The sequence below is a fragment of the Burkholderia sp. AU38729 genome (assembly GCF_020419725.1).
Taxonomy (GTDB): Bacteria; Pseudomonadota; Gammaproteobacteria; order Burkholderiales; family Burkholderiaceae; genus Burkholderia.
Genome location: NZ_JAIZQO010000002.1, coordinates 179,189 through 192,800, shown reverse-complemented (window position 1 = coordinate 192,800; position 13,612 = coordinate 179,189). Strand labels below are relative to the sequence as shown.

At 68.4% G+C, this 13,612-nt stretch carries 12 protein-coding genes; 5 read left to right on the top strand and 7 right to left on the bottom strand.

Annotated elements, in window-relative coordinates:
* Positions 1-2: 2 nt before the first annotated feature.
* From LGM56_RS05950 to LGM56_RS05940, 3 genes are all read right to left on the bottom strand, one after another.
* Positions 3-434: a YqaA family protein gene (locus LGM56_RS05950; RefSeq protein ID WP_089497057.1), complete on the bottom strand. Its 432-nt coding sequence runs from the start codon at positions 432-434 to the stop codon at positions 3-5.
* Positions 435-503: 69 nt separating this feature from the next.
* Positions 504-1,679 carry a voltage-gated potassium channel protein gene (gene kch / locus LGM56_RS05945; RefSeq protein ID WP_226203485.1) on the bottom strand — a complete coding sequence of 392 codons (1,176 nt, stop codon included), beginning with the start codon at positions 1,677-1,679 and terminating at the stop codon, positions 504-506.
* A 122-nt stretch (positions 1,680-1,801) separates the two neighbouring features.
* A complete protein-coding gene (locus LGM56_RS05940; RefSeq protein ID WP_226203483.1) occupies positions 1,802-2,449 on the bottom strand; it encodes a LysE family translocator in 648 nt (215 codons plus the stop codon).
* Positions 2,450-2,734: 285 nt separating this feature from the next.
* Between LGM56_RS05940 and LGM56_RS05935 the strand changes: the two genes are divergently transcribed.
* Positions 2,735-3,217, top strand: coding sequence for an Lrp/AsnC family transcriptional regulator (locus LGM56_RS05935; protein ID WP_011355315.1), 483 nt, complete (start codon positions 2,735-2,737; stop codon positions 3,215-3,217).
* Positions 3,218-4,068: 851 nt separating this feature from the next.
* Here LGM56_RS05935 and LGM56_RS05930 read toward each other — a convergent pair.
* Positions 4,069-5,718, bottom strand: coding sequence for an IclR family transcriptional regulator (locus LGM56_RS05930; protein WP_226203480.1), 1,650 nt, complete (start codon positions 5,716-5,718; stop codon positions 4,069-4,071).
* Between the two features lie 177 nt (positions 5,719-5,895).
* On the opposite strand from LGM56_RS05930, the gene LGM56_RS05925 reads away from it, so the two are divergent.
* The 3 genes from LGM56_RS05925 to LGM56_RS05915 all read left to right on the top strand — a co-directional run bounded on the left by LGM56_RS05925 (position 5,896) and on the right by LGM56_RS05915 (position 9,074).
* The gene (locus tag LGM56_RS05925; protein WP_089427583.1) at positions 5,896-6,855 is read left to right on the top strand and encodes an MBL fold metallo-hydrolase; all 960 of its coding nucleotides are present in this window, start codon (positions 5,896-5,898) and stop codon (positions 6,853-6,855) included.
* 179 nt (positions 6,856-7,034) lie between these two features.
* Positions 7,035-8,384: an MFS transporter gene (locus tag LGM56_RS05920; protein WP_226203478.1), complete on the top strand. Its 1,350-nt coding sequence runs from the start codon at positions 7,035-7,037 to the stop codon at positions 8,382-8,384.
* An 87-nt stretch (positions 8,385-8,471) separates the two neighbouring features.
* A complete protein-coding gene (locus tag LGM56_RS05915; protein ID WP_226203476.1) occupies positions 8,472-9,074 on the top strand; it encodes an MFS transporter in 603 nt (200 codons plus the stop codon).
* Positions 9,075-9,108: 34 nt separating this feature from the next.
* Here LGM56_RS05915 and LGM56_RS05910 read toward each other — a convergent pair whose 3' ends face one another.
* The 3 genes from LGM56_RS05910 to LGM56_RS05900 form a co-directional block, all read right to left on the bottom strand.
* Positions 9,109-9,405 carry a hypothetical protein gene (locus tag LGM56_RS05910; RefSeq protein ID WP_226203474.1) on the bottom strand — a complete coding sequence of 99 codons (297 nt, stop codon included), beginning with the start codon at positions 9,403-9,405 and terminating at the stop codon, positions 9,109-9,111.
* A gap of 114 nt (positions 9,406-9,519) precedes the next feature.
* Positions 9,520-11,340: a sensor domain-containing diguanylate cyclase gene (locus LGM56_RS05905; RefSeq protein WP_226203473.1), complete on the bottom strand. Its 1,821-nt coding sequence runs from the start codon at positions 11,338-11,340 to the stop codon at positions 9,520-9,522.
* A gap of 326 nt (positions 11,341-11,666) precedes the next feature.
* Positions 11,667-12,467: an SDR family NAD(P)-dependent oxidoreductase gene (locus tag LGM56_RS05900; RefSeq protein WP_089497050.1), complete on the bottom strand. Its 801-nt coding sequence runs from the start codon at positions 12,465-12,467 to the stop codon at positions 11,667-11,669.
* A 136-nt stretch (positions 12,468-12,603) separates the two neighbouring features.
* Here LGM56_RS05900 and LGM56_RS05895 point away from each other — a divergent pair, with 136 nt between their 5' ends.
* The gene (locus LGM56_RS05895; protein WP_226203471.1) at positions 12,604-13,563 is read left to right on the top strand and encodes a GlxA family transcriptional regulator; all 960 of its coding nucleotides are present in this window, start codon (positions 12,604-12,606) and stop codon (positions 13,561-13,563) included.
* Positions 13,564-13,612 lie beyond the last annotated feature (49 nt).

The following is a 13,612-nucleotide window of genomic DNA, read 5'->3' as shown; positions in this document are numbered from 1 at the left end:
TGTCAGTGCGTCACGAGCCACGCGATCGCGAGATACCGCGCGACCTTCGCGACGGTCACGATCGCGAGGAACGACGGCAGCGGCTCGCGCAGCACGCCGGCGATCATCGTCAGCGGATCGCCGATCACGGGCGCCCAGCTCAGCAGCAGCGACCAGCGGCCGTAGCGCGCATACCAGCGCTCGGCGCGCGCGAGCGCGGCGGGCTTGACGGGAAACCAGCGGCGTTCGCGGAAGTGCTCGATGCCGCGCCCGAGCGCCCAGTTGATTACCGAGCCGGCGACGTTGCCGATGCTCGCGACGAGCACGAGCGCCCACACGGGTTCGCGCCCGGCGAGCAGCAGGCCGGCGAGCACGGCTTCGGACTGGAGCGGGAACAGGGTCGCGGCGACCATCGACACGGCGAACAGGCCGCCGTAAGTGAACAATTCGGACATCGCGCGATTGTACCGGGCACGCACCGGCCAATCCGGGGCACCGGGTCACACGGTCATGCGGTCATGCGGTCATGCGGCGTCGGCCGTGCCGAACAGCAGGTGCGAGATCAGCGACTTGTCGACGGGTTCGTCGTTGAGCGTGCTGGCCAGCAGTTCGCCCGCCAGTTGCTGAGGCGAGAACACCATGTCGGGCTTCAGCAGGCGCAGCCGTTCGAGGTTGCGCTGCTGGTTCACGAGCGCGACCGTGCGCACCGTCGGTGCGATCTCGCGGATCGCGAGGATGATGAAGGCGTTCTCGGCATCGTCGGAGCGCAGCGCGAGCACCGCCCGCGCGGTCGCCGCGCCGGCGCGTTCCAGCACCGCGTGGTCGGTCGCATCGCCGACGATCAGGTCGGTCGCGGCCGGATAGTTGTGCTCGACGCCGGCCGGCACGACGACGGTCACCGCGTAGCCGCGCTTGCGCAGCCCGTCGTGCACCGCATGCGCGACGGGTGTCGCGCCGACGATCAGGTAATGATGCTTGCGGATCACGTTCGAAATGCCTCCCTTGACGATCCGTTTCAGATTGCCGCCGATCACGGGGCCGACGACCGCGCTGATCGACGTCGCGAACACCGTGATGCCGAGGACGATCACCGACGCGGTGAACAGGCGGGCGGTCGGCGCATGCGGAACGATGTCGCCGTAGCCCACCGTCGACATCGACACGATCGAGAAATAGACGGCCGTGGCGAGATCGTGGACGGGCGGCGTGAATTCGTCGCCGAGATACAGCACGCCGAAGGTCGCGTAGATCAGCAGCGACACGATGCTCAGCAACGCGAACAGGCTGCTCGCGGCGACGCTCGCGCGGTCGAAGTGCCGCCAGTAATACAGCAGCGCGACGACCAGCACGGCCGTATAGACGAACACCGCGTGGCTGCGGTAGCCGCCGAGCACGCTGATCGCGGCGGCCGCGACCAGCAGCAGGATCGACAGCACCCACGCGACGCGGGCGCGCAGCACGATGCCGATGGCCATCGTCGCGAGGCCGGCCGCGACGACCACTTGCGGCAACACGACGAGCCCGGCGTTGTCGACGAGGTTCAGCGCATCGGCGAGCCACGCGTGATGCACGCCGAGCCTGGCATGCTCGATGACGGGGCGCAGCACCATGAGCGCGTCGAGCGCGAGGAGGAGAGCGAGATACCAGTGCAGGCCGATCGGCGCGAACAGGCGCCGCAGGCGGGAAGTGAGGAGCTTCATCCAGTCGCCCGGCTGGCCGGGCATGTCCAACGAAACAGCCGCTACCCTAAAGCATTCGGCAATCGGCTGCTTTTTCGAGGGGCGTGGCGGCGGCCGCGATGAAGCCGGCCGCCCGGCCGCTGTCAGTTCCAGCCGACCATGATCGCGCCCATTCCGACGAGCAGCCCGCCCGTCACGCGGTTCATCGCGCGCATCCGTGCGGGCCGCTGCAGCGCGCGGCTCAGCCGGTGCGAGAACAGCGCCATCGACGCGACGCCGCCCGCGAACAGCACCGCGAACGTCGCCGCGAGCAGCAGGAACTGCTGGTTCAGGCTCCAGTCGGCGCCGGGGCTGATGAACTGCGGGAAGAACGACGGGAAGAACAGCAGCGTCTTCGGATTGAGGCCCGAGGTTGCCACGCCGCGCCAGAACAGCGCGCGGTGCGAGTCGGTGTCCGGCGTGGCCGTTCCGGCCGGCCCGGCCGAGGCGGCGGGTGCGCCGGCCGGCGTGCGGCTGAGCCATTGCTTGCAGCCGAGCCAGACGAGGTAGGCCGCGCCGGCCCAGCGCAGCACGGTCAGCGCGCGCTCGTCGAGATGCACGAGCGAATTCAGGCACAGCGCGGTCAGCGCGAGTTGCAGCAGCACGGCGAGCGTGCCGCCCCAGACGCACGGCAGCGCGCGGCGCCAGCCGGCGCGGAGCGCCTGGTTCATGGTGAGGAGGTTGACGGGGCCGGGGGCGTAGACGAGAACGGCGGAAGCCGCGAGAAACGACAGGTAAAGCCTGAACGACATGACGGGTAGGGCAGGAACAGGATCACGGGCGCCGAGGCCGCGCGGCCGGATAGGCGCGCGGACGGCGGGGAATCGCATGCCTGCCGGCCGGCACCGCAACTCGTGATTGCGGCTGTGCGTCCCGGTGCGAAGGGGTTGTCGCGGGGAACGTGCCGGACAGCAGGCATGGGTAAAAATATATCAAGGGGCCGGATTAAAAGGCTTCCGCTTTTCCACACAAACCGACACAAATCCGGAATGTCGTTCGGATAGAATCCCGGTTTTCAGGAGAAGATTCCTTTTGCCATGGCCGCACGTGAACGCTCGCCGAAAACGCTCGACAGCCAGGACCGCAAGATCCTCGGCGCACTGCAGAAAAATGCGCGTCTGTCGAACGCCGAACTGGCCGAACAGATCGGCATGTCGACCACCGCATGCTGGAACCGCACGCGGCAACTGGAGGTGGACGGCTACATCGACGGTTACGTCGCGCTCGTCAATCAGCGCAAGCTGGGCTATGCGGACATCGTGATTCTCGAAGTCACGCTCGATCGCCACGAGGACGATGCGCTCGCGCGCTTCGGCGAGGAACTCGCCGCGCTGCCCGAGGTGCTCGAGGCCTATCTCGTGTCGGGCGAGTACGACTACTGGATCAAGGTCGCGGTGGACGGCACGGCCGGTTACGAGCGGTTCCTGCGCGAAAAGCTGTACAAGATTTCGAGCATTCGTCACAGCCGCTCGATGTTCGCGCTGCGCTGCATGAAGGACGTGCCGTCGATTCAGGTGTGATGGGGGCGGGGAAGCGGGTGCGGCCGTCGTTGAAACGACGGCGCATTGGGGCCGCGCATGTGCGCGGAGCAAGCCGGCAATCGGGAGAGGGGCCAGGCAGAGGCGCGGTTCGGCGCCGGGGTCTGCAACGCGGATGAATCTTCTGTCCGTGGTGATCCGTCGGACTTACGCGCTGGCGAGATAACTGTTGCCTGCCCGGGCAACCGGCAGACAAAACCGCGCCGAGGTTGATCGGCGCCGGCATCGGCTTTAAAGCAACTGCAGAGCGACTTCAACGCGCGCCTGAAACAGCGCGCGCATCCAACGGGACTACCCGGCCTGTTTCCGACGACTTGCCTTGCAACCCGTTGCTCGACGCCGCGGCCTCATGGCGCGCGTCCGGGCAAGCGGATCAGGCAGGGTTTCGTGGGGCCAACCGGCTGGCGGCCGGCCATTCCGCGCTCAGTGCGGCAGGCGTGCGTGTGCTTCAGCGATGATTTCGCAGTTCTCGAGGTGGAGTGCCCAAGCTTCTGCGATCAGCTCGCCCATACGTGCGAGCCAGCCAGCGGATTCGGTGGAACGGTCGGAAAGGTTAGACGTTTGCATGACGAAGCCCCGTATAGGTGGCGAGTTAGGGATAACCCTAATCATAGCGAAACACCTCCGCTTTGTGAAATGCGATTTCGTTATATGAGAATTCCTGACAGTTTGTGTTGCCGCGATGCAACATGAATGACGGTCGCGCACGGCTTCATATCGATGTCACTTGATACGGCCATCCCGCCCCGGAAAGGCCCCGCGCGCAGGCGTGACGAGGTTGCGCCTCGCGGCGCGGTCTGGCAGAGGGGAGAAGAAGAGGAAAAAGGGGACGGCTATCCGCCGATCCACCCGAACCGCCACGACAGCCGTCGCGTCGCGGCGAGCAACGCCTGCGCGAGATCGCTGTCCGGCCCGCGCGGAAAGCCGCGCGACGAACCGATGATCGCGATCACGAGCCGGATGCTGCCGGTGTGATCGAACACGGGCGCGGCGACCGTCCCGATGCCCGGCACCGGCGCGTCGAACGCGAAATCGAGTTCGTCCGCGCGGATCGTCGCGAGCCGCGCGCGGAAGGCCGTGTCGACCGGCGCTGCGGCGCGGCCCGCGAGGCGCACGGGCTCGTTGGCGAGCAGGTCGGCCAGCACGTCGTCGGACATGCCGGCCGCGAAGATCCGGCCGATCGCCGTATTGACGAGCGACATCACCGTGCCGACCTGCAGGCTCACGTGCTGCGGCCGCGCCGACTCTTCGAGGCGGATTACGGTCGGGCCGAGCGGCCCGAGCGTCGCGGCCGCCACGCTCATGTCGGTCGCGCCGGCCAGCGCGACGATCTCGGCTTCCGCGTCGCGGGTCGGCGACACGCGCTGCATCGCGATCAGGCCGAGCGCCTGCCCGAGCGGGCCGCCGCCGAAGCAGCCGGCGTCGTCGCGGCTCAGCAGGCCGATCTTCTGCAGGCTGACGAGATGCGGAAAGGCCTTCGCGGCCGGCATGCCGGCGGCCGCCGCGAGATCGCGCAGCGGCAGCGCGCGGCCCGCCGACACCAGCGCGAGCAGCAGCTCGCCGGTGCTGTCGAGCGCATTGATTCCGCGCTGCGCTTTCGCATCGTCGGCCAGTGCGGGCGGCACGCGCGGGGCTGTCGGCGCCGAGGTGGAAGCCGGCGGAGGGGCACCGTGCGCCGCGCCGAGCGATGCGGTTGCCTGAAGAGCCGCGTCGCGTAACGCCGCCGCGATCGGGCCGTCCCAGTCGACGTCGATCGAGCCGGTCGAACCGATCACCGTCAACGCGAGTTGCAGCGTGCCTTGCGCGTCGAACACCGGCACGCACATCGCGCTGACGCCGGGGCTCGGCAGGTCGACGCCGCGCTCGATACCGCGTGCGCGGATCGCGTCGAGTTCCGCCTGCGGCACGCCGGCGTCCGGCGCGGGCTGCTCGGCGCCCGCGAGCGTGGCGCCCGCGCCTGCCTGGCTGGCCGCCATCGCGTCGAGTTGCGCGGGCTCGCCGAACGCGCGGAACACGCGGCCGGTGGCCGTCGTGTCGAGCGACATCACCGAGCCCACATGCAGGTTCACGTGCAGCGGATAGCCGCCGTGCTCGATGCGCACGATCGTCGGCCCGAGCACGCCCGGCACCGACAGCGCGACGCTCAGGCCGACCGCTTCCGCGAGCCGCGCCGCGTGCGGCAGCGCCGCGCGATAGGCCGGCTGGCGCTCGATCGACATCAGCCCGAGCCGCAGCGACAACGGGCCCGGCTCGTAGTTGCCGGTGAGCGCATCGCGTTTCACGAGCGCGAGCCGCGTCAGGCTGACGAGATAGGTGTGCGCCTGCGCGGTCGACAGATCGGCCGCCGCGGCCAGCTCGGACAGGCCGAGCGGCTTGCGCCGGCGCGCGAGCGCATCGAGCAGCCGGCCGCCGACCTCGACACTCTGGATCCCGCGCTGCGCCTTGGGCGGCGCGTCGTCTGCGCTGACTTCGTGGTTCTGCACGCGATGATTCTTCCGTTGACGAAACCCCGCATGGTATCCGACGCCATTTATCGCGCCAGCCCGCAGGTTTACCCGTATTAAACAATAGCAAGTGACTTTGCCATTGACAAATATTCGGCGCAGGACGAAGATCCGCTCACTCCCCTCAACACATGGCTCGCAGCCACGGAACGCAACATGGCCAAAGCATTCGCCTCCCAAGCCGATCTGGAAGAGAAGAAAGTCACCTGGACGAAGCTGTCCGAGAACGCGTACGCGTACACCGCCGAAGGCGACCCGAACTCGGGTGTGATCATCGGCGACGACAGCGTGCTGATCGTCGACACGACCGCGACGCCCGCGATGGCGCAGGACCTGATCGCGAAGATCCGCAGCGTGACCGACAAGCCGATCAAGCACGTGGTGCTGTCGCATTACCACGCGGTGCGCGTGCTCGGCGCGTCCGCGTATTTCGACGAAGGTGCGCAGCACGTGATCGCGAGCCGCGGCACGTACGAGATGATCGTCGAGCGCGGCGAGGCCGACATGAAGTCGGAGATCGAGCGTTTCCCGCGCCTGTTCGCGGGTGTCGAGACGGTGCCCGGCCTGACCTGGCCGACGCTCGTGTTCGAGCGCGAGATCACGCTGTTCCTCGGCAAGCTCGAAGTGAAGATCATGCACGTCGGCTCGGGCCACACGAAGGGCGACACGATCGTCTGGATCCCGTCGCAGAAAGTGCTGTTCTCGGGCGACCTCGTCGAATACGACGCTGCGTGCTACTGCGGCGACGCGCAGCTCGAACAATGGCCGGCCACGCTCGAGGCGCTGCGCGCGCTCGGCGCCGAGAAGCTCGTGCCGGGCCGCGGCCCCGCGCTGCTGAACCCGGCCGACGTGAACAAGGGCCTCGACTACACGAAGGATTTCGTCACGACGCTGCTCGCGCAGGGCCGCAAGGCCGTCGAGCAGAAGCTCGACCTGAAGGCGTCGATGGCGCTCACGCGTGAAGCGATGGATCCGAAGTTCGGCCACGTGTTCATCTACGAGCACTGTCTGCCGTTCGACGTGTCGCGTGCCTTCGACGAAGCGAGCGGCATCACGCATCCGCGCATCTGGACCGCGCAGCGCGACAAGGAAATGTGGGCCGCGCTGCAGGACTGAGCGGCTTGCACAGGCGGGGTGTCCGGCAGGGCGCTCCGCCTTTTTTCTGACGCGGCGACGGGCCACGGCTTCCCGCCGGCTTTCCGTCCGCCGTATCCGATCTCACAAGAAAGCAGGGCGCACGTACGCCCTGGGAGACGGCTGCGCGCGCGAATCGCGCAGCCTGTTTGGAGAGAGACATGCCCCAATCGCTTCCCGCCGAAGCGGCGCTCGCGCACGCGAGCGCTTCGGTTTCCGCTGCCGCCGCCACGGACGACGCGCTGCTGTTCCGCAAGATCGCGTGGCGAATCGTGCCGTTCCTGTTCCTCTGCTACGTCATCTCGTTCCTCGACCGGATCAACATCGGCTTCGCGCAGTTGCAGATGAAGCACGATCTCGGCTTCAGCGACGCGATGTACGGCCTCGGCGCCGCGGTGTTCTACGTCGGCTACGTGTTCTGCGAAGTGCCGAGCAACCTGCTGCTCGCGCGTTTCGGCGCGCGCCGCACCTTCACGCGGATCATGCTGCTGTGGGGCATCGCGTCGACCGGGATGATGTTCGTGTCGCAGCCGTCGCATTTCTACGTGCTGCGCTTCCTGCTCGGCGTGTTCGAAGCGGGCTTCTTTCCCGGCATCGTGCTGTACCTGACCTACTGGTTCCCCGCGAACCGGCGCGCGGCCGCGATCTCGGTGTTCTTCGCGGGCGTCGCGGTGGCCGGCGTGCTCGGCGGCCTGATGTCGGGCTGGATCATGCGCGACATGAGCGGCGTGCTCGGGCTGCACGGCTGGCAATGGATGTTCGCGATCGAAGGTGCGCCGGCGATCCTGCTCGCGTTCGCCGCGTTCACGTTGCTGGTCGACCGGCCGCAGGACGCCACGTGGCTCACGTCCGATGAGAAGGCGCGGGTCGCCGCGCTGTGCGCCGATGGCCGCGGCCACGGCAACGCGCACGACGGGCGCAGCCTCATGGCGGCACTCGCGAACCCGCGCGTGTACCTGTTCGCGTTCATCTATTTCTCGCTGACCTGCGCGTCGCTGACGCTCAACTTCTGGATGCCGCTGATGATCCGCGACTTCGGCGTGACCGACGTCGTGGCCGTGAGCCTGTACACGGTCGTGCCGAACGCGGTCGGCGCGGTGGGGCTGATCCTGATCGCGCGTCGTTCGGACCGCACCGGCGAGCGCCGCAAGCACTTCGCGTGCTGCACGATCGGCGGCGGGCTCGCGCTCGCGGCGCTGACGCTGCACCTGCACAGCTTCGCCGCGATGCTCGCGTGCCTGTCGGTCGCGGCGACGCTGATCTTCGCCGCATTGCCGATCTTCTGGGCGGTGCCGACCCGCTACCTGTCGGGCAACGCCGCCGCGGCCGGGATCGCGCTGATCAGCAGCATCGGGATCACGAGCGGGATCGTCAGCCCGTGGGTGATCGGGATGATCCGCACGCGCACCGGCAGCATGGATCTCGCCGTGTATCTGCTGGCCGCGCTGCTGGTGGCGAGCGGCGTTGCGCTGATGCTCGGCGTGAAGGGCGAAGGCGCGCGGCGCGACTGATCGAGCAACGGCCGGTCGCCGCTCACGGGCGGCGGCGACCGGCACGCCGTGTGAACCCCGCACCCGAATCCAGCGAGGAGACGATCGATGTCAGCCCCTCTTCAAGCGGACGCCGCGCGTGCCGTCGCGTCCGGTATCGCTTCAACGGACGACGACGCACTGTACCGCCGCATCGGCGCGCGAATCGTGCCGTTCCTGTTCCCCTGCTACATCGTGTCGATCCTCGATCGCAGCAACATCGGCTTCGCGCAGTTGCAGATGCGGCAGGATCTCGGTCTGACCGACGCGATGTACAGCCTCGGCGCGGTGCTGTTCTTCGTCGGCTATGTCTTGTTCGAGGTGCCGAGCAACGCGCTGCTGCGCCGCTTCGGCGCGCGCCGCACGTTTGCGCGGATCATGTTCCTGTGGGGCGCGGTGTCGGTCGCGGCGATGCTGATTTTCGCCGCGCATCCGGTGTTCTGGGCCGTGCCGTCCGTGTATTTCTCCGGCGCGGGCGCGGCCGGCGGGATCGCGCTGATCAGCAGCATCGGCGTGTCGAGCGGGATGATCACGCCGTGGCTCGTCGGGCTGATCCGCACCCGAACCGGCAGCATGGACCTGGCGATGCTGATGATCGCGGCGCTGCTGGCCCCGTGCGCGGTCGCGATGCTGCCGGGTGTGCGGGCGGCGCCGCGTGCGGAATCGGCGTGACGCGGGCGGCGGCGGTGCGGTTCGGCGGTGTGGTTCAGTGGAGGGACATAAACAGCCCGGGCAGGACGATCAGGCCGTGCAGCGCCAGCGCCCAGTTGATCGTGCCGCCGCGCGCCTGCTGGTCGATCGACAGGCACGCGATTGCCGCCATGACGCCGATGACCGACAGGCCTGCCGCCCAGAAGAGCGCGGTGATGAACACGCGAAGGCCCATGTACGGATCGTCCATCGAACTGGCGAACCCATAGCCGAACAGCAGCGCCAGCAGCTCGATGAGCGCGACGGCGAGAAGACCTGTCGCGAGACGCGCGGTCAGTTTGGAATTGTCCATGGCAAATCGTGGTCAGTAGGGCCCGGAGCGCTAGCCTACACGATCGGTCCCGAATATGTCGCTCAATGGAGGCGGCGGGACGCCAGGCGGGGGCGGACGTCGCGCGCCCGAACGCTACGCCCGATACACCTCGATCCGGTTGCGGCCGCGCTCCTTCGCGAGATAGAGCGCCTTGTCGGCGCGCGACAGCGGCTGGTAGGCGCCGAAGTCCGACGCCCGCATCGCGTCGATGCCGATGCTGACGGTCAGCGTGACCTGCTGGCCATCGTGCATGAGCCGCGCCTGCATCGCGCGTTGCTGCACGCGCTGCGCGAAGGCCAGCGCGCGGTCGAGATCCGCACCCGGCAGCACGATCGCGAATTCCTCCCCGCCGACGCGTCCGACGATGCCGTCCGGCCCGGTTTCCGCGAGCAGCAGCCGCGCGAAATGCCGGAGCGCGCGGTCGCCGACCGGGTGGCCCCAGCGGTCGTTCAGCGCCTTGAAGTGATCGAGATCGAGCATCAGCACCGCGGCGGCCTGGCCGGTCGTACGCACGGCGCGCAGCGCGGCCTCGCTTTGCCGCATGAACGCATGGCGGTTCGACAGCTGCGTCAGGTGGTCGGTGGTCGCCATCCGGTGCAGTTCGGCCTCGATGTGCTTGCGGTCGGTCGCGTCGGTGATGAAGCCGTGCCACACGGTGCCGCCGTCGGCCGTGCGCTGCGGCCGCGCATCGCCTTCGCGCCAGCGCAGGCCCTGGCCCGGCAGCAGCACGCGATATTCGAGGCGCCACGGCGTCAGTCGCACCGCCGAGTCGTGCAGCGACAGCCGGTAGGCGACCAGGTCGGCCGGATGGATGCGCGTCTCGACCGTCTCCGCGCTGCCGGCGAGCTGCTCGGGCGTCAGCTCGTAGATGTCGGCGACACCCGCGCTCGCGTAGGAAAAGAAGCGGCGCCCGTCGGGCGCCTGCCGCAGCTGGAACACGAGCCCGGGAACCTGGTCGGTGAGATCGGTGACGAGCGCGGCCGAGTCGCGCAATCGCGCGGCGAGCTCGCGCAGCGCGGTGATGTCCGTGGTCGTCCCGACCATCCGGAGCGCGCGGCCGCGGCTGTCGCGGTCGATCACCTTGCCGCGGCTGCAGATCCATTTGTATGAGCCGTCCTTGCAGCGGATGCGGTGCTCGACCGCGTAATGGTCGGTGCGCTGCTCGAAGTGCGCGAGCATCGCGGCCTTCACGTCGGCGACGTCGTCCGGATGCAGCCGTTCGTACGCATCCTCGATCCGGGTGCTGAGCTCGTGCGGCGCGTAGCCGAGCAGCGCCTTCCAGGCCGGCGAGTAATGGATCTCGCCGGTTTCCACGTTGCGATCCCACACACCGGTGCCGCTTTCGGTGAGCGCGAGCGTGGTCAGCGCGCTGTGTTCCTCGACGGTGCCGAGGCGTTCGCGCAAGGTAACCGTTTCGATCGCGCGGGCAAGCGTGCTTGCAGCCAGTGCGGCGAGGTCGCGCAGCGTCGCGCGTTGCGTCGCGTCGAGCACCGGGGGCTTGTCGTCCACGACGCACAGCATGCCGAATGTCGTGCCATCGGGCGCGGTGAGTTCGCTGGCCGCGACGACCCGCAGCGCGCGACGCGGGCCGTCGTTGCGTTGCCCGTTGGCGTGCGTGCTACGCGGGACGAAGCGCGAATCGGCGGCCGGCGTCGGCTCGGCTTCGGGCAGCAAGGCATCGGCGGGCAGCGGGTCGGGAAGCCGATCGGGCAATGCTCCGTCGGCGGCCAGCACGCGTGGCGCACCGGCGTCGGTGCGCGCGATGAACGCGCCGGCCGCACCGACATGCGCACGCGCGACACGGCAGATGGTGTCCAGTTCCGGCAGGGGTGGGAGCGCGGGCAGACGGTCGGCCGACCCGCGTGCGGAGGCCGGCGCGTCGCCGGTCTCGGTGATGAACATACGGGCCTGCATGATCGAATTCCGCAACGGACGATTGCCCTCGTGATCGGACGAATGCCGGTCGAACGAGGTCGCTTGGGGACTGCAATCGCAGAGCTTACTGTTGCGCGGAATGCGTGGCAAGCGAACCGGAATCGTCGGTCCGCGCGCGACATTTACGCCGACCGGGAAGCAATCCGACACGTCTTCCCGCAGACGAATTCATCGATCCGCATCGGTCCGGAAACGTGCCGCGGAACCGCGGATGATTGCGGGCGACTCGCCACGTATCACCGTGTTCCGCGGCACCTCCCGGGTTCGACGTGCCTGTTGCTTTCGACCTGCGGGATGCCGCGTGGTCAGCCTGCCGTCGAATAGCGCGGCGCGGGCGTGTCGGCCGACAGGTGCGGCGCCATCGTGCGGCGCGCGGCCTCGTACGCGGCCCATTCGTCACCCGCGTGCAGCGACGGGATCGTCACGAGTTCGCCGCGATCGAAGCCGACCAGCGCCGCGTCGACCATGTCGGTCGCCGACATCACGATTTCCTTCGGCAGGTGCTCGAGCGGCAGGCCGCCCGTTTGCCAGAAATCGGTGGCGGTCGCGCCGGGCAGCACGGCCTGCACCTGCACGCCCTTGTCGGCGAGTTCGTGATGCAGCGACTGGCTGAACGCGAGCACGAACGCCTTGCTGCCGCCGTACACGCCGTTCAGCGTTTCCGGCGAGATCGCGACGATCGACGAAATGTTGATCACCGCGCCGTTGCCGCGGGCGACGAAGCCGGGCACCGCCGCATAGGTGAGGCGCGTGAGCGCGGTCACGTTGAGGTCGATCATCCGCGTCATCGCATCGACGTCGCTGTCGAGCAGCGGCGTGTGCGTGCCGATGCCCGCGTTGTTCACGAGCAGCGTGATGCTCGCATCCTGCTTCAGCTTCGCTTCGACGGCGGCGAGCGCGGCGCGGTCGTTGAGGTCGGCGTCGATGATCTCGACGCTGCGCTGCGTGTCGTTCGTGATGCGGTCGGCGAGGGCGGCCAGGCGGTCGCGGTTGCGCGCGACCAGGATCAGGTCGTAGCCGCGGCGCGCGAGGCGGTCCGCGTAGACGGCGCCGATGCCCGACGAGGCCCCGGTAATGAGGGCGGTACCGCGATGTGCTTGCGTCATGATGTGCTCCGTTTCGAGGGAAATGGCCGGATGGCGTGAAGTCATTCTGGTCTCGAATCGTTGCGACACAAATGACGTAGATGGGTATGATTCAGGACATCGGGCCGACCTATTCGCCCGGGACGGGAGAACTCACATGCACCGCATCGGCTTTCTGATCAGCGACGGCTTCCAGATCATGGCGCTCGCCGCGCAATCGGTGTTCGAGTACGCGAACATGGGGATGAGCGAGCCGTTCTACGGGATGGCCATCTATTCGGTCGACGGCGGCGACGTGCGCTCGTCGCTTGGGCTGCCGGTCGCCACGCACGCGCTGCGCGGGCGGATCGCCGTCGATACGTGGATCGTCGCGGGCGTCAACGATCCGCTCGCTTCGCCGGCGCCGGCCGGCGTCGTGACGTTCCTGCGCCGCACCCAGGCACGCGCGCGGCGGATCGCCGGCATCTGCACCGGCGCGTTCGTGCTGGCCGAAGCCGGGCTGCTTGCGCAGCGCCGCGCGACGACGCACTGGGCGTTCGGCCGCGACATGCAGCGGTGCTATCCGGAGATCCGCGTCGAGGACGACCGGATCTACATCGTCGACGGCCCGATCTGGACGTCGGCCGGGATGACGGCCGGCCTCGACCTCGCACTCGCGATGGTGGAAAAGGATCTCGGCGCCGATGCCGCCCGCTCGGTCGCGCACAAGCTCGTGATGCACCAGCGGCGCGCCGGTGGCCAGTCGCAGCATTCCGAAATGCTGGAACTCGCACCGAAATCCGACCGGATCCAGAACGCGCTGAACTACGCGCGGCAGAATCTCGGCCGCGCGCTGACCGTCGAGGATCTCGCCGAAGCCGTCCACCTGAGCCCGCGCCAGTTCAGCCGCGTGTTCACGCTCGAAACGGGGCAGTCGCCGGCGAAGGCGATCGAGCGGCTGCGGCTGGAGGGGGCGCGACTGATGATCGAGCAAAGCCGCCACTCGCTCGACGTGATCGCGAAGGAAAACGGGTTTCGCGACCGCCGGCACATGCGCGAGGCGTTCGTGCGCGGGTTCGGCGTCCCGCCGCAGGCGATGCGGCGCGACGCGCGTGCGGACGAGCGGGAAGCGGGCTGATGCTCGCGGGCGCGGGACGCCAGCGAAGGTCGGAAAAATCGCGCAGAAT

Coding starts and splice junctions, on each gene's coding strand:
- LGM56_RS05950 (WP_089497057.1), bottom strand. CDS start 434: ATGTCCGAATTGTTCACTTACGGCGGCCTGTTCGCCGTGTCGATGGTC.
- kch (WP_226203485.1), bottom strand. CDS start 1,679: ATGAAGCTCCTCACTTCCCGCCTGCGGCGCCTGTTCGCGCCGATCGGC.
- LGM56_RS05940 (WP_226203483.1), bottom strand. CDS start 2,449: ATGTCGTTCAGGCTTTACCTGTCGTTTCTCGCGGCTTCCGCCGTTCTC.
- LGM56_RS05935 (WP_011355315.1), top strand. CDS start 2,735: ATGGCCGCACGTGAACGCTCGCCGAAAACGCTCGACAGCCAGGACCGC.
- LGM56_RS05925 (WP_089427583.1), top strand. CDS start 5,896: ATGGCCAAAGCATTCGCCTCCCAAGCCGATCTGGAAGAGAAGAAAGTC.
- LGM56_RS05920 (WP_226203478.1), top strand. CDS start 7,035: ATGCCCCAATCGCTTCCCGCCGAAGCGGCGCTCGCGCACGCGAGCGCT.
- LGM56_RS05915 (WP_226203476.1), top strand. CDS start 8,472: ATGTCAGCCCCTCTTCAAGCGGACGCCGCGCGTGCCGTCGCGTCCGGT.
- LGM56_RS05910 (WP_226203474.1), bottom strand. CDS start 9,405: ATGGACAATTCCAAACTGACCGCGCGTCTCGCGACAGGTCTTCTCGCC.
- LGM56_RS05905 (WP_226203473.1), bottom strand. CDS start 11,340: ATGCAGGCCCGTATGTTCATCACCGAGACCGGCGACGCGCCGGCCTCC.
- LGM56_RS05900 (WP_089497050.1), bottom strand. CDS start 12,467: ATGACGCAAGCACATCGCGGTACCGCCCTCATTACCGGGGCCTCGTCG.
- LGM56_RS05895 (WP_226203471.1), top strand. CDS start 12,604: ATGCACCGCATCGGCTTTCTGATCAGCGACGGCTTCCAGATCATGGCG.